Genomic DNA, 19651 nt, shown 5'->3' with positions numbered 1-19651 from the left:
GACTAATAGGTCCGGAACGTGTGCAGTTTGGTGCGGCGCGACCGTTTATAAGCCCGGCCGCCCCATCGATGTGCATGGCCGACAACGAGGCCTTCACCTACAACGGAGGGAAGGTCGAGCCGGGTGAGACACAAGACATCCGGTACGGCATCTCGGAGACGTATCTCGGTGACCCGGTCCGCATCCCCGTCACCATCATCAACGGGGAGCAACCGGGCCCGACAGTCTTCCTCTCCGCCGCCGCCCACGGAGACGAATTAAACGGCATCGAAGTCGTCCGCGAGGTGGCCTACGAGTGGGACCTCGCGGACCTCGCGGGAACGCTCGTCTGCATGCCGGTGATGAACGTCCCCGCGTTCCTCGCCCAGCAGCGATACCTCCCTATCTACGACCGCGACCTGAACCGGTCGTTCCCGGGGTCCGAAACGTCCACGGGAGCGAAGCGGATGGCGTACCGCATCTACCAGAACTTCATCGCGCCGTGTGACCTCGGCATCGACTTCCACACGTCCACGCGCGGGCGGACGAACATGCTCCACGTCCGTGCCGACATGTCCGACCCCGCAGTGGCACGCCTCGCCAACGCCTTCGGGTCGCACGTCATCATCGACAGTTCCGGGAGCGACGGCATGCTCCGAACCGAAGCGTCCAACCGCGGTACGCCGGCGATTACCGTCGAGATGGGCGAAGCGCACCGATTCCAGCGCGAACTCATCGACGAGGCACTCGCTGGCGTGGAGAGCGTCTTCGCGGAGTACGGCCTCCGCGAAACCTCGACGGTCAACTGGCCCGGGTGGCGCACCGTCATCTCCGACGAGAACGAGAAGACGTGGCTCCGTGCCGACGCGGGCGGCATCGTCGACATGCACCACGAACGCGGCGCACTCGTCCACAGGGGCGACCGTATCTGCACCATCACCAATCCGTTCAAAGACGACAACGTCACCGTCGTCGCGCCGTTCACCGGACTACTCGTCGGTGTCCTCGAAAACCCCGTCGTGTACCCCGGAAATCCGCTGTGCCACCTCGTCGAACTGAAGGACAACGTTCGGCGCGTCGTGGAGCGTGAACAGTCCGCATCGCCCGAATCGCCCGTGTGAACGAAGCAGGGGGTAAACGAGACAATACGGTGTCCGGCGATTTTTGCGAACCTTGATGATACATCATACACGTAAGTTCTATACCCTCCCCGTCCCGACGCTCACAAGAGCATGAGTCAGTCTTACAATCGGGGCCTCATCGAGGACTTCAGTCGATGGCGGGAGTTCTCGGCCGGCATGTGGGCCTGGATCTTCCACAAGTTCACCGGCTGGGTGCTTGTGGGATACTTATTCACCCACATCGCCGTCTTATCGACGGCCCTCTCGGGCGCGGCGGCGTACACGAACACTATTCAGGCACTGGAGAGCCTTCTCGTCGTACGCATCCTCGAAGTTGGACTGCTCGCCGTGGCGGTGTTCCACATCCTCAATGGGCTGCGACTGTTGTTCGTCGACCTGGGCGTCGGCTTGGAAGCACAGGACCAGAGCTTCTACGCCTCGCTCATCCTCACGGGTGTCATCGTCATCGCGAGCGTTCCGACCTTCCTCTCTGGGGTGAGCATCTAATGGCAGAACGATACACGTCCTTCGAACCGGGCGGACGCCGGTGGCTGTGGCAGCGCCTCACCGCCGCGTTCCTCGTCGTCGTATTGGCGTTCCACTTCTTCCTGCTTCACTTCCTGAACCACGCGGACGAAGTGACGTTCGCCCTCTCGCAGGCACGGATGGAGCAGTTGACGTACTTCTCGCTGATGATTCTGTTCCTCATCACCGCGACGTTCCACGGCGTCAACGGCGTCTACAACGCCCTCGTCAACATGGGCCTGTCGGGCTCCCGGAAGACGGCGGTCAAGGCGATTCTCGGTGTCGCGAGCCTCGTCCTCATCGTGCAGGGCGTCCGCACCGCACTCGCGTGGGCCGGAGGTGTCCCCATCTAACCATGAGTACGCAAGTTCCCGAACAAGTCGAAGACGAATCGTCCGCTGAGTCGGTCTCGCCCGGCAAGCAGAAGCGCGACCAGAAGAAGCGCGAGCGTGCGCAGCGAATCCAAGAGCAGCGCGAGGCCGAAGCGGCCGAGAAGGCGCGCTCCGAGGACGACACGTACCACCTCAAGGTCTTCCGGTACGACCCCGAGGTGCCAGAGAAGCAAGAACCACGCTTCGACGACTTCTACGTCCCGTACAAACAGGGGATGACGGTCCTCGACGCCCTCATGTGGGCGCGCGACCACTACGATTCCTCGCTCACCTTCCGGCACTCCTGCCGGCAGGCAATCTGTGGGTCCGACGCACTGTTCGTCAACGGGTCGCAGCGACTCGGCTGTAAGACGCAGTTGTCGGACCTCGCAGAACCCGTCCGCATCGAACCGCTCCCACACGCCGACGTCGTCAAGGACCTCGTCGTCGACATGGAGCACTTCTACGACCAGATGGAAGCGGTCGAACCGTACTTCCAGACGAACTCGCTCCCCGACGGCGAACTCGACGAACAGCGCCAGACGCGCGAGAACCGCGAGAAGGTCAAGATGTCGACGCGCTGTATCTGGTGTAGTGCCTGTATGTCCTCGTGTAACATCGCGGCCGGCGACAACGAGTACCTCGGCCCGGCGGCTATCAACAAAGCCTACCGCTTCGCGATGGACGAACGCGAAGGTGAGGACATGAAGCAGCGTCGCCTCGAGATTCTCGAACAGGAACACGGTGTCTGGCGCTGCCAGACGCAGTTCTCCTGTACCGAGGTGTGCCCGAAGGACATCCCCCTGACCGAGCACATCCAGGAACTCAAGCGCGAGGCAATCAAGAACAACCTGAAGTTCTGGTGAACTTCTCGGTGAAAGCCTGAAGTCAGAACAACCCTACGACACACTCAAACACACCATGTACGAACACGACGTTATCGTAGTCGGCGCGGGCGGGGCAGGCCTGCGCGCGGCTATCGCGGCACACGAGGAAGGAGCCGACGTGGCCATCGTGTCGAAACTCCACCCGGTCCGAAGTCACACGGGCGCGGCCGAGGGCGGCATCAACGCCGCACTCCGCGAGGCCGACTCGTGGGAGGACCACGCCTACGACACGATGAAGGGCTCGGACTATCTCGCCGACGCACCGGCGGCCGAGACCCTCTGTAAGGACAGTCCGAAAGAGACCATCAAACTCGAACACTGGGGGATGGCGTTCTCCCGTGACGACGACGGACGCGTCAGTCAGCGCCCGTTCGGTGGCCTCTCGTTCCCGCGGACGACCTACGCGGGCGCAGAGACCGGTCACCAGTTGCTCCACACGATGTACGAGCAACTCGTCAAGCGCGGCATCAAAGTCTACGACGAGTGGCACGTGACGCGACTCGCCGTCTCTGACGAGGAACGACCGGAAGACCGGACCTGTCACGGCATCGTCGCCTACGACGTCCAGACCGGCAAAATCGAGGGCTTCCGCGCCCGCAACGGCGTCATCCTCGCCACCGGTGGCCTCGGACAGGTGTACGACCACACGACCAACGCTGTCGCCAACACCGGCGACGGTGTCGCGATGGCCTACCGTGCCGGCGTCCCGATGGAGGACATGGAGTTCATCCAGTTCCACCCGACGACGCTCCCTTCGACGGGTGTCCTCATCACCGAGGGTGTCCGCGGTGAGGGTGGTATCCTCTACAACGAGAACGGGGAACGCTTCATGTTCGAGTACGGGTACGCCAACAACCTCGGCGAACTCGCCTCCCGTGACGTCGTCTCCCGCGCCGAACTGACGGAGGTCAACGAAGGCCGCGGTATCGAAGACGAGTACGTCCACCTCGACATGCGCCACCTCGGCGAAGAGCGCATCATCGACCGCCTCGAGAACATCATCCACCTCTCGGAGGACTTCGAGGGCGTCAACCCACTCGACGCGCCGATGCCGGTCAAACCCGGCCAGCACTACGCGATGGGTGGCGTCGAGACAGACGAGAACGGCGAGACGTGTATCACCGGTCTCTACGCCGCAGGCGAGTGTGCCTGTGCGTCCGTCCACGGCGGCAACCGCCTCGGTGGCAACGCACTCCCCGAACTCATCGTCTTCGGGAAGCGCGCCGGCCACCACGCCGCGGGCAAGGACATGGAGACGGCCAAGATTACGACCGGCAAGGTCGGCGACTACGAGGAAGCCGAACTCGAATCGCCGGTCCAACTGGGCGAAGTCGGTATCGGCGAGGACGTCGTCGCAGACGGAGGGGCTGCTGCTGACGCCGGCGCCTCCGCCTCCGGCGCGGACCTCGTTCAGCGCGCCGTCGAAGACGAGCGTGAGACCATCGACGCACTGCTGGAGAAAGAAGACGGCATCCAGCACGCCGAGATTCGCGAACGCGTCCAGAAGTCGATGACGCGCAACGTGAACGTCTTCCGTGAGGAAGAGGCGCTCAAAGACGCACTCCGCGACATCCGCGAGGCTCGCGAACTCTACCAGGACGTCTACGTGGGCGACAAGTCCCGGACGTTCAACACGGACCTCCTCCAGACGCTGGAGACGCGGAACATCCTCGACATCGCCGAAGGTATCACCCTCGGTGCGCTCGCGCGCAACGAGTTCCGCGGTGCCCACTGGCGCAAGGAGTACCAGGAACGCCGCGACGAAGAGTGGCTCAAGCACACGCTGCTCTCGTGGAACGACGGCGAACCGGAACTCTGGTACAAGCCGGTCATCCTCGAAGGCGAGAACAAGACGTACGAACCGAAGGTCCGGAGCTACTAAGCTCACCTTCGGTCCGTCGACGAACTGCGCGACTACGAACTTCTTTCGGTGCTGCCACCACAGAGCGGATGCGCTGGGCCGACGGAGCGGCAGCCCTGTACGCCACGTGGACGGCGCACGGAGACTGAATCGCCCGTCTGCGGAGGTGTGAGTGACCAACGGCTATTTGTCTGGAGAGGCCCTAGACGCCTCCGGAAGGGTGGCTCAGTGGTAGAGCACACCGGCAGTGACCGTTCGCGGTCGATCCGGTGGATTTCAATGGCTTCGCGTGGTTCGACTCCCGCCCCTTCCGTCGCTTCGCCGTGTGCAGACTGATTCCCGAGTGGCCGCCACGTGACCAGTCACTCGAACCTTCGACGACAGTCGAAGTCGGGACCGTCGAAAGCCGTATTTTCTCGCATGTACGTTCGTGACGAACACAACGATTCGCTCGAATCTGAGTACCTCGTGGCCTCAGTCGCGTCCTCCGATGTTCGACGATTGTTGTAAGAGAGTTTTATTATCGTCGAAGCAAAGAGGATGACGACGACTATGCAACAGACGGTTCCGACCATCGAACTCCCTGGCGAGCTCGAATCCCCCTCGGCGAAACTCGTGTATCTGTATCTCACGACACACGACGGGGCGTCCATCACCGAACTACAGGACGGCCTCGAGATGAAGAAGATATCACTCTACAGCATCCTCAGCACGCTCTGTAAGCGCGGACTCGTTCGACAAGAGTCCGAACGATACCACGTCGCTCAGTGACTTCGCGGTGACCGCGCCGGCCGGACGTCCGCGCCGTCACGGACCATGTCCTCACAGTACGGACAGACTCGCGGGTTGTCCATCCCGTCGGGCGCGAAGACCCGAGCGTACGCGGGCGTCACGAACGATTCACAGTTCTGACATTCCGGCATGGTATCTAGTATCCATCATGAATGTCACATAAGTTTTCTCCCTACAAATACGCGAGAAGGCCGCCGATGACGAGGAGCGCGAAGATAAGCAGCGACACCGCGAGCATGAACTGGTCTGTCGCGTTCATACTGGAGTGACGTTCTCCGTCGAAATAAATCGCCCTCACGCCGGGGGGTCGTTCGAGGTGGTCTGATTTTCTCCATCGATAATGGCAGAGGTAGAACTAAATTCGGGGGCTCCGTGGACACCGTATCAGCGCCTAATGGAGTACGTGTACGCGATGACTGGGTTGCTCGCCGGTCTCCTTCTCGGAGCAATCGCAGTCGTGACTGCACTCACGTACACGCCGTACGGGGCTTCGTTGTTCGACACCTCAATCACCGCGGTGACCGGTGTGACGCTCCAACTCGGCAACCTACTCTCTATCTCCGCACTCACCGCGTTCGCGTTCGAAGGACTCGCACTGGTCGGTATCCACTATCCAATCGTCGTTCCGGCGGCGTTCGCCTACACCTTGACGCACGTGACCGTCTACTACTCGTGTATCCGAATCACCGACCTCCAGTCGGAACCGCTCAACCCCGATATTATCATCAAACATAACCCGTTTCGTGCGCTCGTGCTCGGCGTTCCGGGGTCGCTCTTGCTCATCCGCGTTCGCCCGCCGTCGAGGCGGAACTGAAAGTCACACGAGCATCCCCTCTTTTGGTCTGGCCGCTCGAACCACGATGCGATGCGCGTTGCAGCCTTCACCGACATGACCGGCCCCGACGACGTCTCGATACTCGACCGACCGACTCCACAACCGGGGCCGGGAGAGGCCGTCGTCGACGTCGAGGCCGCCTCGATAAATCGTCACGACCTCTGGATTCTGGAGGGTGCAGACACGCGGTACGACGACGACGACCTTCCGTTCGTCAGTGGCCTCGACCTCGCCGGTACCGTCCGTGCCGTCGGTGACGGCGTGACTGGTGTCACCCCCGGTGACCGCGTCGTGCTCTGTCCGAACCAGACCTGCGGGTCCTGCCGATTCTGTTACGAAGGACCCGAGAATCTGTGTGAGTCGTTCTCGCTCTTCCACGGGGGCCTCGCGGAGTCCGCCCTCGTCGACGCGAGTCGTCTCATCACGCTCCCCGACAGTGTCTCGTCGACGCACGCCGCCGCGCTTCCGACAGCGTACATGACCGCGTACCACATGCTTCGCCGGGCGTCCGTCGGGCCAACAGACCTCGTCTTCGTCCCCGGCGCGACGGGCGGCGTCGGCGTCGCCAGCATCCAACTCGCCACTGTCCTCGGTGCAGAGACCATCGGGACGTCGTCGTCGCGTACGAAACTCGACCGGATGGAGCACCTCGGACTCGACCACGCGATTCACTCGACCGACGCCGACGAGATACGCGCCGCGGTCGGTGACATCGGAACGCCCGACGCCGTCTTGAACCACCTCGGTGGCGAGTTCACGCAGGTCGGTCTCGACGTTCTTCGCCGCGGTGGAACGATGGTCGTCTGCGGTGGCACTGCCGGTCGGTACTCCGAGGTAGACATTCCGGGCATGTTCCTCAAGCACAAGCGACTCGTCGGGAGTACGATGGGGACGCAACCGGACCTCGAGACACTCGTGGACCTCGTCGCAGATGGGTCACTGGTCCCCGAAATCGACGAGACGTATCCACTCGAAGAGACTGGCGCCGCCTTCGCGGCCATGCAGAACCGCGATAGCGTCGGGAAACTCGTCGTCACTATCTAGGGGACGCTAACCTCTCCTCGTTCACTGTGCGTGACTACGAGGGGGAGAATCACCACTGTCCGCTCTTCTTTCGCCACAGTGGTCCGCAAAAAGAGCCAGGAGTGGGATTCGAACCCACGAAGTCTCGATTACAAGTCGAGTGCATGAACCGCCCATGCTCTCCTGGCGCGTCTTCCGATTATCGGTCCTCCTTTGAGTGTGTATCGTTTTGTATCGATTTCTCCAGTTCGATTCGGTGTGGACCATATCCGTGGCGGCGATAGAATCGGCGGGCCGCTTCGTTGTCCGCCATCACGTCTAGGGCGACCACGTCGACGCCGGCATCGCGGAGTTCCGTCTCCGCAGCGTCGAGGAGACGGCCACCCAGTCCGTCGCCGCGTCTCTCTGGGACGACGAACAGGTTGCTGATGGTTCCGCGTGTCACGTCCTGTTCGTACGTCCCCACCTCGACTTCGAACATGACGAACCCGAGGATATCGTCGTCTGCCTCGTCGCGTGCCACGAGAACGCCGTCGATAGTGATGTGACGGGCCAACGATTCTCGAATCGTGGGGCGGTTCACCTCGGCACGGAGGTGCGACCCGAACGCCTTCTGGCCGGCGGCCAGTTCGACCCACAGGTCGGCGAGGGGTTCGAGGTCAGACATCACTGCCGGAGTGACCCGCATATGGGCTCTATCGGCCCCGAGACCGCTTTTAAGTGTCGCTCCCTCTCGAATGACAGGTCCAATCGCAATGCCGCAGACAGTCAGACGGGGTATTGACCTGCAATCATATGGGAAAGATTTATGTCCGTTAATCGGCCCCACATACCATGAGGATAGTTATCAATGGGTATCGCCGAAACCTACTCCCGGGGCAGGGAATTCGCTATCGAGCGTCCGTTCGCGCTCGTACTCGGAGTCATCGCAGCAGTACTGCTCGGTGACCTTCTCCTCGGGCTTGCAACTGGGCAGACGCAGTTTGCCGATATCGGCACGCTCGTCTGGGATGGTCTGATGCGGGGGCTCGTAATTGGCCTCGCGGGCATCGGGTTGTCAATGACGTACAGTATTCTGAACTTCGCGAACTTCGCGCACGGGGATTACATCACCGCCGGGGCGTTCTCCGGGTGGGCAACCACGTACCTCATCGCTGGCCTCGGCCGAGCAGACATCGGTGCGCTGCTCCTCGTCGGTGCTGGTGGGTCGGTCTACGGTGGGACCATCGGCATCGGGATGCTCTCGACGCCGCTGGCTGTCGTCGCCGGTATCGTCGTCGCGGGTGCGTTCGCCATCGCGCTGTCGCTCGGTGTCGACCGGTTCATCTTCAAACCGGTGCGGAACGAGGACGGCATCACGCTGCTCATCACGAGTATCGGTGTCGCGTTCGCGCTCCGCTACCTGATGCAGTTCGTCTTCGGGTCGGACGTTCGCGGAACGACCGCGCAACCGCCGTCTATCGGACTGTACCTCATCGACGGGACGGTCTTCATCGACGCACACGACATCACGCTCCTCGTCATCGCCTCCGGTCTGATGATTGGCGTCCACCTGCTTCTGCAGCGGACGAAACTCGGTAAGGCCATGCGCGCGATGGCCGACAACCAGGACCTCGCGCTCATCACGGGGATTCCCACTGAGCGCGTCGTTCGCTCGACGTGGATTATCGGCGGGGGCCTCACGGGCATCGCCGGTTACATGTTCATCCTCTGGAAGGGGACTCTCGGCTTCAACGATGGGTGGCTGTTACTGCTTCTCATCTTCGCCGCGGTCATCCTCGGCGGTATCGGCTCCATCTACGGAGCGATTACCGGCGGTCTCGTCATCGGGCTCACCGCCTCGATGGCCGTCCTGTGGATTCCGTCGGCGTTCGCTCGGGCAGCAGCCTTCGTGGTGATGATCGTCATCCTGCTCGTGAAACCATCTGGTCTCTTCAGTGGGAGGTCCACCGCATGAGCGTCAGAGACGACATCGCCGCCCGTATTCCGGGTGGCGACGCGGGTCTCATCGTCCTGATACTCGCGTCTGCGTACCTGCTGTACATCTTGGCGGGTATCGGACTCGGATACGACCTCCGCGGGCAACTCAACTCCATCGCGACGCTGACGTTCTACATCGGCATCTTCGCGATGCTGTCGCTCGCGCTCAACCTGCACTGGGGGTACACAGGGCTGTTCAACATCGGTATCGTCGGCTTCATGGCCGTCGGTGTGTACGTGATGGCCCTCGTCTCGAAACCGGTGTTCGTCGCCGGTGGCGCCGCACAAGTCGGTGGACTCGGTCTGCCGCTGTGGGTCGGTATCATCGCCGGCATGCTCGCCGCCGCGATACTGGGGCTGGTGGTCGCACTGCCAGCGCTTCGGTTACGGGCGGACTACCTCGCCATCGTGACCATCGCGATGTCAGAAATCGTCCGCTTCAGCTTCCTCTCTGGTAACCTCCAGGAGTTCAACCTGTTCGGAACGAAAGTCGGCTTCGGTGGCGGGTCGGGGCTCATCCTCGACTTCGTTCCGCCGCTCGAAGCGTTGTTCCGTTCTGTGGGCCTCTGGGGAGTCTACCTCGGATTCGTCGAGGCGTTCCAGGCTATCGTGCCACGGAATCCAAAGCCGGTCGTCGACGGCCTCATCTACGGAGCGCTGCTCCTCGGATTCGTCGCCGTGTACTTCTGGCTCCTCAAGCGGACCGGTGAGTCACCGTTCGGCCGGGTTCTCAAGGCGATTCGTGAAGACGAAGACGTCGCGAACGCACTCGGAAAGAACACCGACGGCTTCAAAATCAAGTCGTTCATGCTCGGTTGTGCCCTCATGGGCCTCGCCGGCATCCTCTGGCTCATGCCGCAGGGTGCTGTGACGCCGAACTTCTTCCGCCCGCGCGTGACGTTCTTCGTCTGGATTGCCCTCATCATCGGTGGGGCAGGGTCGAACACCGGGAGCGTTCTCGGCGGTGCCGTGTTCGCTGCGGTCCTCTACCAGGGTCCGCGGTACTTCCAGAACCTCGTGGGAACCGTCTTCCCCAACCTCGACTCGCCGTCCGGGTTCGGACAGGCGATTTCACCGCTCATCTCCCAGTTCGACCCCGTGCCGCTCTTGCTCTACACGGTCGACAGCATCCGGCAACTCCAACTCGTGGTGATGGGTCTCGTCCTCATCTGGCTGATGCACAACCGGCCGGAGGGACTCCTCGGCCACCGCAAGGAGACGGCCTCTGTCATCTCACTCGACCGTCCAAAGTCGATGACCGCCGCAGATGGCGGTACCGATGGAGAGGTACGGACGGATGGTGGTGTCACCGAAGACGACAGCACGGCCGCTGTCGAAGGAGGTGCCTCCGATGAGTGACGCTGCCAACCCGCCGGTCGACGACGTCGCGAACGAAGGCAACGATGACGCACTCGGTGCGTTCGCTTCCGGTGTCGAGACGACAGAGCAGTTCCCCCTGCAGGTCGAAGGACTCCGCAAGTCGTTCGGCGGCATCACTGCCGTCGACGGCGCGTCCTTCGAAGTCGAAGCGGGAACGCTCACGGGTCTCATCGGCCCGAACGGGGCCGGGAAGTCCACGACGTTCAACCTCATCACGGGGATGCTCAAACCCGACTCGGGGACTGTGACGTTCAACGGCGAGGACATCACGGGTCTCGAACCCCACGAAATCGCGAACCGTGGCATGGTTCGGACGTTCCAAATCGCTCGGGAACTGAGCGATATGACCGTCCTCGAGAACATGATGCTCGCGCCGAAACAACAGCGGGGTGAGAAACTGTGGCGGTCGGTCGCACCGGTCGTCCGTGACGACGTTCGCGAGCAAGAAGAAGAACTCCTCGAACGTGTCTGGGAAGTCCTCGACTTCTTCGACATCGACCACATCGCACACGAGTACGCGGGCAACCTCTCCGGTGGCCAGCGGAAACTCCTGGAGATGGCACGGGCACTCCTCACGGACCCCGATATGCTGCTCCTCGACGAACCGTTCGCCGGGGTCAACCCGACGCTCGAAAAGAAACTCCTCACCCACATCCACGAACTCCGCGAACAGGGCTACACGTTCCTGCTCGTCGAACACGACATGGACCTCATCATGAACAACTGTGAACACGTCATCGTCCTCCACCAAGGGAAGGTTCTCACGGAGGGGACGCCCGACGACATTCGGAGCAACGAAGACGTCATCGAGGCCTACCTCGGAGGGAACGTATGAGCGTCGACGCGAACACCGACGCGACCAGCGGTGCAGGAGTGGAGGACCGAAACGACGTCCTCCTGCGCGTCCGCAACCTCGATGCAGGGTACGGCGACCTGCAGATTCTCACCGACGTCGACATGGACGTGTTCGACGGCGAATACGTCACTATCGTCGGCCCGAACGGGGCCGGCAAGTCGACGACCATGAAGTCCGTCTTCGGACTGACCGCCCACATGGGCGGGTCGGTCCAGTTCCAAGACGAGGACATCACCGGCCGACGACCCGAAGAGATCATCCACGTCGGCATCGGGTACGTCCCACAGAACGACAACGTCTTTCCGACGCTGACGGTCGAAGAGAACCTCGAGATGGGCGCGTACATCCTCGACGAGGTGCCGCAGGACGCGATTCGAGCGGTCTACGACCGTTTCCCCATCCTCGAAGAGCGGAAACACCAGAAGGCGGGGACCATGTCCGGCGGGCAACAGCAGATGCTCGCGATGGGTCGCGCACTCATGCTCGACCCCGACCTGCTCCTCCTCGACGAACCCTCTGCGGGTCTCGCACCCGACCTCGTCGACGAGATGTTCGACAAAATCGACGAAATCAACGAGGCCGGCACGGCCATCCTGATGGTCGAACAGAACGCGAAGGAAGCGCTCCGACGCTGTGACCGCGGGTACGTCCTCGCGAACGGACAGAACCGCTACATGGACCGCGGGTCTGCGCTCCTCGAAGACGAACAGGTCCGACAGGACTTCCTCGGCGGGTAATCTTCGGCAATTCCTTTTTCGGCAGTTGGACGACGCAGAGAGTCGTCACTCAGCTACAGAAGTACTGGACCGTCTCGATAGATGGGACGCCCTCTTCGACGTGTATCGTCGCCTCGCTGTGCCAACATTCACAGGCGACGTAGGCGGCGGTATCTCTCCCAGCGTCTGTCTCGACAGTGACCTCGTATTCGTCACCGAGTGGCAGAGTTGCCGTCAATCGGTCAGTTCCCGGTGCGACGGTCTGCCTCGTCTCTGCGACCACCTCGTCGCGGTTCGCAATCGTCGTCACCACCTCGGACGCCGTCTCGTCCTCGTTTTCGACGGGAAAGACGACTTCCTGTGGCCATCCACCGCCGACGCCGAGTGTCCCGTCTTCGGCGACGAGTACCGCCAACGTTGGCCACCCCCACGACTCGGGAACGCGCCACTCGTCGATAGTCTGTCGCCCGTCTGCCGTCTCGACGACCACGTCGTAGGTTCCATGTGAGTCCACGATGGGGTCGGTCGTGGTTTGCCGTCCACTCCCGAGTTCGAGTGTCCGGTCGAAAAAATGGTCTCCGTCGTGTTCGAGTGCGACGCTGAGCGTCACGTCCTCGTCGCTCTCGTTACGCACGTCGAGTCCCGGCGGGACGAAGATGTCTTCCGCGCCGGCGATGGTGTACGGAAAGTCCGCACCGAGAGGGTCACCGGACGTCACCTCGACAACTGAAACCGTCTCGTCGACCGTGACGACGAACGTGAGAAGTTGGGCGTTCGGCGAGAGTTTCCAATCGGACTCGAATCGGTCGCCAGAGTCGAGTTCAGCGACGACATGGTACGTCTCACCGGGTGTGAGTTCGCCGTCCATCCCCCGCTTGCCGACTCCATGCGTTTTCACCGTCTGCGTGACAACCGGGTCACCGTCACGGGTGATGTGAACCGATAGGAACCGCTCTCGATAGATGCGGTTTTCGACAGTGAACCGAACGACCGGTTCTCCCGGTGTCTCCACGCCATCGTCAGGGGATGTCTCTGTCGTCTCGTCGGACACGACTGCGTCCCCTGGGGTCGTCGTTGTCGCCCCGAGACAGCCGCCGGTGCCGACCAGAACCGAACCAGAGACAATCCCGAGGAGGCGGCGGCGATTCATCGTCTACACATCTCGACGAGCGGTGAAATATCTACTGTCCGCCACGGTCTGGAACCGAACGAGAGCGCTATCGCTCTCACCACTTTGCGTCGACAAAAAGTCGGGTCTGTGGGTGCGGCTTAGTTCTCCGGACCGGAGAGCGCCGACTCGATGACCGAGGAGTACGAGGATTCGCCGATGTTGAAGGCGACCTGGTTGTACACTTCGCCGTCGAACTGGTCTGCGAAGACGTTCGAGAAGCGCTCGGAGAGTTGCTGGCCGTAGTCGTTGTTGACGAACAGCGTCGAGACGGAGCTGACTTCGAGGCGCTCGGCCATGACCTGTGCCATGACGCGGCCCTGCAGGAAGTCAGACGGCGCAGTCCGGAAGATGAAGTCGTCGTCTTCGAGGTTCGACACCGACAGTGCCGTCGAGGACGGCGAACAGCCGACGATTTCGTTCGGGATGAACGCCTGTTGTGAGACAGGGACGTTCACACCGGACGACGCGGACCCACACACAGACGGCACGCCTGCGGAGACGAGCGACTGTGCAGCGGAGACACCAGCGTCCGGGGACGTCTGCGTGTCTTCGATTTCGGCGTTGACCGAGAGGCCTGCCGGGTTGGCGTCGTTGACCTGCATCACCGGAATCTGGGCAGCCTGAATCATCGGCTGACCGACTGCGGCGAGGTCACCGGTCTCCGGCAGCAGGATACCGACGGTCATCTCGCGGTCGGAGCCACCGGGACCGCTGTCCGCGGCCGGACCGTTCCCGTCTGGGTTGTCGCCTTCGAACGACTGCGTTTCGACGTCAGTCGTCCCATTGTTGGCGGCGTCGAACTCCCAGATGGAGTACGCTGCTTCTGCTGGGTCACCCTGCTCGTTGAAGTTGACCGACGAGGACGCGCCCTCGTAGCTGACGTCTTCGCCGTTTGCCGCCGCCTCGACACCCTCGACGAGGTTGTCTGGGCCGACAGTCATGCCGCCGGGGTTGGCGACGCGGCGCATCTGTTCTTTGATTGCCGGACCGGAGTTCTCACCGGCCGCGGCGTTCGCGAGGAGCTGAACTGCGACGGAGTCGTAACACTGGGAGGTGAAGACACCGGGGGCCGCACCGTACTCGTCTTGGAACAGTTGGTTGAACGTCTCCTGGTTCGGACCGCCTGCCGCCGGTGCCGTCCCGGTTACGTTCGCCATGTCGTTACCGACCTGTCCGGGCATCGACCCGGAGCGAAGTCCGTCAGGAACGAGGATTTCTTCGCTCCCGTCGGATGCGCTGTAGTAGTCACGGAACAGCTGGATACCACTTTCCGGGTAACCGATGACGACGAGCCCTTCGGGGCCGCCGCCACCGCCGCCGCCGCCTCCGATACATCCAGATAGTCCAGTCAATCCTGCCGCGCCCGCGGCTCCCACTCCCTTGAGGAAGTCGCGGCGTACGATATCACGTACCATGTGTGAGGCAATGGCAACTCCCCCTTATAAAATTTACTCCCTACGTTTCAAAGTCTCTGGAAATTGCGGGCGACGGCGGTACGAGACTACGCTGATTGTCATCGTCAATCAACGTGTATTAAATAAGACGAGTGAGAACGCCGTGAATCGCTGCGTTCAAACCGATTGCCGGGTGTCTTCTGGTAGATGACCATCCCGTCGTTCGTCATCGGCATCGCCGGGGGCAGTGGTGCCGGGAAGACCACCGTGGCCCGACTCATCACCGAGAACGTCGGTGAGTCGGTGACGCGGATTCCGATTGACAACTACTACAAAGACCAGAGCCACCTCGAGATGGCCGAACGCGAGCAGATGAACTACGACCACCCCTCCGCGTTCGAGTGGGAGTTGCTGCGCGACCAACTCGCCGAACTGCTCGAGGGCAGGGCCGTCGAGATGCCGCAGTACGACTTCGAGGTTCACAACCGCAAACCCGAGCGAGTGACCGTCGAACCGACCGACGTCATCATCCTCGAAGGGATTCTCGCGCTCTACGACGAGAACGTCAACGAGATGCTCGACTTGCGCCTCTACGTCGAGACGGACGCCGACGTTCGAATCCTCCGCCGGATTCAACGCGACGCCATCGACCGGGGGCGCGACCTTCAGGGCGTCATGGACCAGTACCTCTCGACGGTCAAACCGATGCACGAGCAGTTCATCGAACCGACGAAGAAGCACGCAGACCTCATCATCCCGGAAGGCGCGAACAGTGTCGCCGTGACGCTCCTCGAAGAGAAGGTCCAAGCCGAAGTCGAAGGCGACGAGACGCGGACGTGGGAACGCGAGGCTATCGAACGAGAGGTCAAAGAACGAACCGCGTTCGACGGGCCGACCAGCTAATCGGCCGGAGAGAACCGAGAAATCGTCGGTCGGTCGTTACGCTTTCTTGCCCTGGACGAACTTGTCTGCGCCTTCGTAGAACCAGAAGCCGTTTTCCCGCATCGCTTTCCCGACAGCCTTGTGCAGTTCGACGAAGTCGCCGAACTCCTCGCCTTCGACGTGTTCGAAGATGTCTGCGAGCGAGACGACACGCTCGTAGTCGAGCCGAATCGGTTCGTCGCCGAACTCGTCGACGAACTCCGCTTTGTTCAGCGGGAAGTCCTCGTCTTCGTCGATTTTCTTGGCGATGACTGCCTGGCCGTACTTCCGGCCTCCTTCGCTCCCTTCTTCGCCGTCCGGGTCGTGTGGCCAATCCATACCCGAGTGTTGGGAGGCCGATTCAAAGCCGTTACGCATTTGTTGATATCTGTCATGGGAAATTCGGTGTCGACGCTCGGCAGTGCCGTCGCTCCCACCCCGAGAGAATGGTATTCAGTTTACATTTTGTTCGGGGACCTCCCTCTAGGTATGGCCACGTTAGGAACCTCACGCTCGGCGGCGACGATGCGTTTCGAGGGTGGGCTGAGGCCCCTCGTCGCATTCTTCGTCGCTGCCACCGTGTTCACCACTGTCGTCGTACTACTCGCAGACCGACTCTTCGGTGACGGGGTGCTCTCTCCGTGGGTGCGTATCGCCTACTTCGTGGTCGGAACCACCCCCGTCGCTCTGTTGGCGTGGCTTGCCCTCCGCGTCGAGGGGCTTCGTGCCTCGGACGTCGGCCTCTCGAAGCGAAACGTGCTCCCCGGATTGGTCGTCGTCACCGCCACCTGGACCGTCGCGAACCTCCTCGGGTTCGTCGTCGCGACGCTCGGCGGTGACACCGTCAGTGTCGGCCTTCCACCGGGAATGGCACTCGTGACGTGGCTCGCGTTCGCCGTCTCGCAGTTCGCCCTCCTCGGCCTCGTCGAGGAGTTCGCCTACCGTGGGTACGTCCAGAACAAACTGATATCACTCTTCGGCGGTGGGTCGAACCGGGCGCGAAAAGTCGCCGGCATCCTCGTCGCGACGCTTCTGTTCGCCTCGATTCACATCCCGCAACGACTCGTCATCAGAGGGATAGCTACCACCGACCTTCTCCCAGCGCTCGTCGGCCTCTTCGTGTACGCACTCTTGTTCGCCGTGATATACGAACTGACTCGAAATATCGTTCTCACCGGTGTCCTCCACGGGACGTTCAACTTCCAGCCAATCCTCGTGTTCCGTGAGGGCGGTGCCGCCGTCTCCGAAGTGATGCTCGCCGTCCTCCCCCTCATCGTCGTCGCGGTGTGGGCGTACCGCCGGTGGGCCAAGGGTGCCCGCAGAGACGACTTCGGCGTGCAATCTGGACCGTCAGTGGTGGCCACAGATGGGGGGCCGTGAGACGAACGTTCGGAGCGATTTGGCGGTGGGACTGGGATTGTGAACCTCACTCACAACGCTTCGCGTTGCTCGCTGGCTCAAATCCCAGTCTGTCCCCGATACAGACGCTCACGGAGGCGAGCACACGCTACGCGGTGCTCGCCGGGTTGTTCGCGTCAGAATGCGGTGGGACTGGGATTTGAACCCAGGATTCCGTGAGGAAACCTGCTTTCAAGGCAGGCGCGTTAGGCCGCTCCGCCATCCCACCTTCGACCGACACTTTCGATTCAGGTACCTAAGACCTGTCGCTCTCGATTAGTCGCGGACGAGTTCGAGAACCCCGTCGGTCGATTCGACGCGCAGGCCCTCTTCGAAGACGAACGTCGTCGTGTGTTCGGGGACGACACGCTCTGCTTCGACCCGCGAGCGAAGAATCGGGACGAGCGTCGCGAGGTCGGCACCCGTCTCGACCACGGGAAGCATCGGGATGTAGTCCAGCCCCAACTCCTCGTCGTCGGCGCGTTCCGACAGCGTCTCGACCGCTGGAGCGTCGTACACGTCGGTGAAGTCGAGTGGTTCGCGGAAGCCAGCGAAGTAGACTCGTCCTTCGGTCGACGGACCGAGGACGACAGGCGTACTGCGGAGTTTCATCGCCGCACTGTCGATGTGTGTCCGGCCGAGTTGTGGGACGTTCGGGCGAACGACTGCTACCGAGTGGACTTCTTCCTCTTCGAGGAGGTGCGTGGCGGTGTTTCCGGCGCGGGCAGCGAACGACGACCCGACTTGTGGTTCGAAGCGCACGTCGTCAGTTCCTCCGAGTGCGTCGGCGACGACGCTGCGAATCTCGGCCTCGGACGAGTGGTCGCCGACGAACTCGTCGGGGATGCCGTCGTCAGTCCGGTAGTTGACGAGCAGGTCACCACCCGAGCGCTGGACGGCGATGCAGATGTCTTTCAGCATCGCGGCGTAGAGGTCCGCGGCGTCGTCTTCCGTGAGTGGACTCGTCGCTGCGAGGTCTGGAAGAACCAATCCGGGCCGTGGCGGTTCGGCGAGGACGGCGATGACGGTCATACTCTCTCCTCACGCCGGCGAACCCTTGAACCCGCCGCTTGTCGTCGCCCGCGTCAGCGACTTCGGCGGCCTTTCGTCTGGCGGTAATCCCGTGCGAAGACCGACTCGCGGACGTGCTCGACGAACGCCTCGGTGTCCGCGTCGGTCTGCTCGGCCGGGTCCATCATCGGCACGAGTTCGAACCCGCGCCCGCGGATGGTCGTCGCGTGCTCTACCTCGATGTCGAAACTGTCCACCGAGCGCGTCGTGTAGTCGAACGCGAGGGCTTCCAGCGCGGCCTGTCCCACGGGGACGATGATGTGCGGGTTTATCATCCGAATCTCGGCGTTCAAGAACGGCTCACACGTCGAGATTTCGTTCTCCGTCGGCCCGCGCTCGGGATGGCGACAGCGCGTCAGGTACGTGAGAAACACGTTCTGTACGTCTGGTTCCTCGTCGTCGGGGTCGGACCGCGAGAAGCCGAGTTCACCGAGAATTCGCTGGACTCGTTCGCCTGCCTCGTCGCCGGTGAACGGGACGCCCGTGCGCTCTGCGTCGGCGCTCGGTGCCTCGCCGACGAAGAGGAACTCTGCGCCCACGTCGCCGTACCCGTGGACGACCTGCTCGCGGGCCGCACAGAGGGCCTCGCAGTTGGTGCAGTCGGCGTCCATCGAGAACGGGTTCCGGAACTGGCGTTGGTGTGCGTCCACACACTCCCTTTCGACTCTGGAACCAAAATCGACGCGGTCTGTGCAGTCGGCCCACCACGCGTCGACTCACTTCGCTCAGTCGAACGCTGCCGAGCACAGCTCGGCATGCTCGATTTCACTTCGTTCAATCGAACGCCGACAGCGACGCATCCCGCCCCGGCGAGAGATATCGGCGAATACGCCCCCGGTCCCACCCGAGTGGTGAGACGACGCTCTCGGCCGCCCGAATCAAGAGACGGTCGTAGTAGTCGACGTCGACGTCGTCCGCGCGGGGACGCTCGAAGTCGAGTCGAACTCTGTCGGTGCCACGCCCGTCCTCGTCGGCGACGACGTACCGGACAGATTGTCCCGGTTCGCGCGGCACACCCAGTTCGTCGGAGCGCTTCCCGGCGGCAGCGACGAGCGTATTTCGGTCGTAGTCCGCGGGTGCCCGCGAGAGGCGACTCGTCACGAGCAACTCCTCGGTTGGAACGTCACTCCGTCGGAGACGGGCGCGGTGGCCGACGAGTCGGTCACAGACGGCCGCCGGGTCGCGGTGTCTGTCGAGCGTCGAAATCAGGTCACGCTGAGCGTCGGCGACGAACGTCGGCGTGCTTCGCTGGCGAATCTCGATGCCCTTGTAGACGTAGTCGCCGTCTCGCGTCCGGCCGAAGTAGCGTGTGAGCGCGCCACGGTCCATCTGGCGCGTCGGGACGAAACACACCCAGTCGTACGTCGCTT

The 19651-nt window shown here is 62.3% G+C and carries 21 protein-coding genes, 3 tRNA genes and 1 pseudogene; 15 read left to right on the top strand and 10 right to left on the bottom strand.

Features of this window, described 5'->3' with window-relative positions; genetic code table 11:
* Window positions 1–74: 74 nt before the first annotated feature.
* The 7 genes from AUR66_RS09350 (at window position 75) to AUR66_RS09320 (ending at window position 5515) form a co-directional block, all read left to right on the top strand.
* Window positions 75–1100 carry a succinylglutamate desuccinylase/aspartoacylase family protein gene (locus AUR66_RS09350; protein WP_058572171.1) on the top strand — a complete coding sequence of 342 codons (1026 nt, stop codon included), beginning with the start codon at window positions 75–77 and terminating at the stop codon, window positions 1098–1100.
* A 111-nt stretch (window positions 1101–1211) separates the two neighbouring features.
* Window positions 1212–1607 carry a succinate dehydrogenase, cytochrome b556 subunit gene (gene sdhC / locus AUR66_RS09345; protein WP_058572170.1) on the top strand — a complete coding sequence of 132 codons (396 nt, stop codon included), beginning with the start codon at window positions 1212–1214 and terminating at the stop codon, window positions 1605–1607.
* The gene (locus AUR66_RS09340; RefSeq protein WP_058572169.1) at window positions 1607–1978 is read left to right on the top strand and encodes a succinate dehydrogenase hydrophobic membrane anchor subunit; all 372 of its coding nucleotides are present in this window, start codon (window positions 1607–1609) and stop codon (window positions 1976–1978) included. The genes sdhC and AUR66_RS09340 overlap by 1 nt, the downstream gene beginning before the upstream one ends.
* 2 nt (window positions 1979–1980) lie before the next feature.
* Window positions 1981–2862, top strand: a complete 882-nt coding sequence (locus tag AUR66_RS09335) for a succinate dehydrogenase/fumarate reductase iron-sulfur subunit (RefSeq protein WP_058572168.1) — start codon at window positions 1981–1983, stop codon at window positions 2860–2862.
* Between the two features lie 55 nt (window positions 2863–2917).
* Window positions 2918–4765: an FAD-binding protein gene (locus tag AUR66_RS09330; protein WP_058572167.1), complete on the top strand. Its 1848-nt coding sequence runs from the start codon at window positions 2918–2920 to the stop codon at window positions 4763–4765.
* Window positions 4766–4958: 193 nt separating this feature from the next.
* Window positions 4959–5057: transfer RNA gene (locus AUR66_RS09325), tRNA-OTHER, on the top strand.
* A gap of 239 nt (window positions 5058–5296) precedes the next feature.
* Window positions 5297–5515 (top strand): helix-turn-helix domain-containing protein, encoded by a 219-nt coding sequence (locus AUR66_RS09320; protein WP_058572181.1) that lies wholly within the window; start codon window positions 5297–5299, stop codon window positions 5513–5515.
* Here AUR66_RS09320 and AUR66_RS21875 read toward each other — a convergent pair.
* Window positions 5509–5667, bottom strand: coding sequence for a DUF7563 family protein (locus AUR66_RS21875; RefSeq protein ID WP_191965850.1), 159 nt, complete (start codon window positions 5665–5667; stop codon window positions 5509–5511). The genes AUR66_RS09320 and AUR66_RS21875 overlap by 7 nt on opposite strands.
* Window positions 5668–5930: 263 nt before the next feature.
* Here AUR66_RS21875 and AUR66_RS09315 point away from each other — a divergent pair, with 263 nt between their 5' ends.
* Window positions 5931–6350 (top strand): hypothetical protein, encoded by a 420-nt coding sequence (locus AUR66_RS09315; protein ID WP_058572166.1) that lies wholly within the window; start codon window positions 5931–5933, stop codon window positions 6348–6350.
* Window positions 6351–6401: 51 nt separating this feature from the next.
* Entirely contained in the window at window positions 6402–7415 is a 1014-nt protein-coding gene (locus AUR66_RS09310) for a quinone oxidoreductase family protein (protein WP_058572165.1), read from the top strand.
* 93 nt (window positions 7416–7508) lie between these two features.
* On the opposite strand, the gene AUR66_RS09305 is transcribed toward AUR66_RS09310, so the two are convergent.
* A tRNA-Thr gene (locus AUR66_RS09305) sits at window positions 7509–7582 on the bottom strand.
* Window positions 7583–7593: 11 nt separating this feature from the next.
* Window positions 7594–8082, bottom strand: coding sequence for a GNAT family N-acetyltransferase (locus AUR66_RS09300; protein WP_058572164.1), 489 nt, complete (start codon window positions 8080–8082; stop codon window positions 7594–7596).
* A gap of 330 nt (window positions 8083–8412) precedes the next feature.
* Here AUR66_RS09300 and AUR66_RS09295 point away from each other — a divergent pair, with 330 nt between their 5' ends.
* Genes AUR66_RS09295 through AUR66_RS09280 form a run of 4 tightly spaced genes read left to right on the top strand, consistent with a single transcriptional unit; the run spans window position 8413 to window position 12347 of the window.
* Entirely contained in the window at window positions 8413–9351 is a 939-nt protein-coding gene (locus AUR66_RS09295) for a branched-chain amino acid ABC transporter permease (protein WP_191965897.1), read from the top strand.
* On the top strand, window positions 9348–10733 hold the full coding sequence (locus AUR66_RS09290) for a branched-chain amino acid ABC transporter permease (protein ID WP_058572162.1): 1386 nt from the start codon (window positions 9348–9350) through the stop codon (window positions 10731–10733). The genes AUR66_RS09295 and AUR66_RS09290 overlap by 4 nt, the downstream gene beginning before the upstream one ends.
* Window positions 10726–11589, top strand: a complete 864-nt coding sequence (locus tag AUR66_RS09285; protein WP_058572161.1) for an ABC transporter ATP-binding protein — start codon at window positions 10726–10728, stop codon at window positions 11587–11589. Before AUR66_RS09290 ends, AUR66_RS09285 begins: the two co-directional genes overlap by 8 nt.
* Window positions 11586–12347 (top strand): ABC transporter ATP-binding protein, encoded by a 762-nt coding sequence (locus AUR66_RS09280; protein ID WP_058572160.1) that lies wholly within the window; start codon window positions 11586–11588, stop codon window positions 12345–12347. Before AUR66_RS09285 ends, AUR66_RS09280 begins: the two co-directional genes overlap by 4 nt.
* A gap of 49 nt (window positions 12348–12396) precedes the next feature.
* Here the strand turns inward: AUR66_RS09280 and AUR66_RS09275 are convergent, their stop codons facing one another.
* On the bottom strand, window positions 12397–13476 hold the full coding sequence (locus AUR66_RS09275) for a hypothetical protein (RefSeq protein ID WP_058572159.1): 1080 nt from the start codon (window positions 13474–13476) through the stop codon (window positions 12397–12399).
* Between the two features lie 119 nt (window positions 13477–13595).
* Window positions 13596–14912, bottom strand: coding sequence for an ABC transporter substrate-binding protein (locus AUR66_RS09270; protein ID WP_058572158.1), 1317 nt, complete (start codon window positions 14910–14912; stop codon window positions 13596–13598).
* Between the two features lie 186 nt (window positions 14913–15098).
* On the opposite strand from AUR66_RS09270, the gene udk reads away from it, so the two are divergent.
* On the top strand, window positions 15099–15794 hold the full coding sequence (gene udk / locus AUR66_RS09265) for a uridine kinase (protein WP_058572157.1): 696 nt from the start codon (window positions 15099–15101) through the stop codon (window positions 15792–15794).
* Window positions 15795–15830: 36 nt separating this feature from the next.
* On the opposite strand, the gene AUR66_RS09260 is transcribed toward udk, so the two are convergent.
* A complete protein-coding gene (locus AUR66_RS09260; RefSeq protein WP_058572156.1) occupies window positions 15831–16151 on the bottom strand; it encodes a DUF5785 family protein in 321 nt (106 codons plus the stop codon).
* A gap of 150 nt (window positions 16152–16301) precedes the next feature.
* Between AUR66_RS09260 and AUR66_RS21170 the strand changes: the two genes are divergently transcribed.
* Window positions 16302–17192, top strand: coding sequence for a CPBP family intramembrane glutamic endopeptidase (locus AUR66_RS21170; RefSeq protein WP_197409718.1), 891 nt, complete (start codon window positions 16302–16304; stop codon window positions 17190–17192).
* A gap of 163 nt (window positions 17193–17355) precedes the next feature.
* On the opposite strand, the gene AUR66_RS09250 is transcribed toward AUR66_RS21170, so the two are convergent.
* The 4 genes and pseudogenes from AUR66_RS09250 to AUR66_RS09235 all read right to left on the bottom strand — a co-directional run.
* Window positions 17356–17439: transfer RNA gene (locus AUR66_RS09250), tRNA-Ser, on the bottom strand.
* Window positions 17440–17486: 47 nt separating this feature from the next.
* Window positions 17487–18242 carry a TIGR04282 family arsenosugar biosynthesis glycosyltransferase gene (locus tag AUR66_RS09245; RefSeq protein WP_058572155.1) on the bottom strand — a complete coding sequence of 252 codons (756 nt, stop codon included), beginning with the start codon at window positions 18240–18242 and terminating at the stop codon, window positions 17487–17489.
* 53 nt (window positions 18243–18295) lie between these two features.
* Window positions 18296–18931: a uracil-DNA glycosylase gene (locus AUR66_RS09240; RefSeq protein ID WP_058572154.1), complete on the bottom strand. Its 636-nt coding sequence runs from the start codon at window positions 18929–18931 to the stop codon at window positions 18296–18298.
* Between the two features lie 124 nt (window positions 18932–19055).
* Window positions 19056–19651: pseudogene (locus AUR66_RS09235) on the bottom strand (DNA polymerase I); the annotation flags it as partial.

The organism is Haloferax profundi (genome assembly GCF_001469865.1).
Classification (GTDB): Archaea; Halobacteriota; Halobacteria; order Halobacteriales; family Haloferacaceae; genus Haloferax; species Haloferax profundi.
This window is presented reverse-complemented; position numbering and strand designations above follow the sequence as displayed.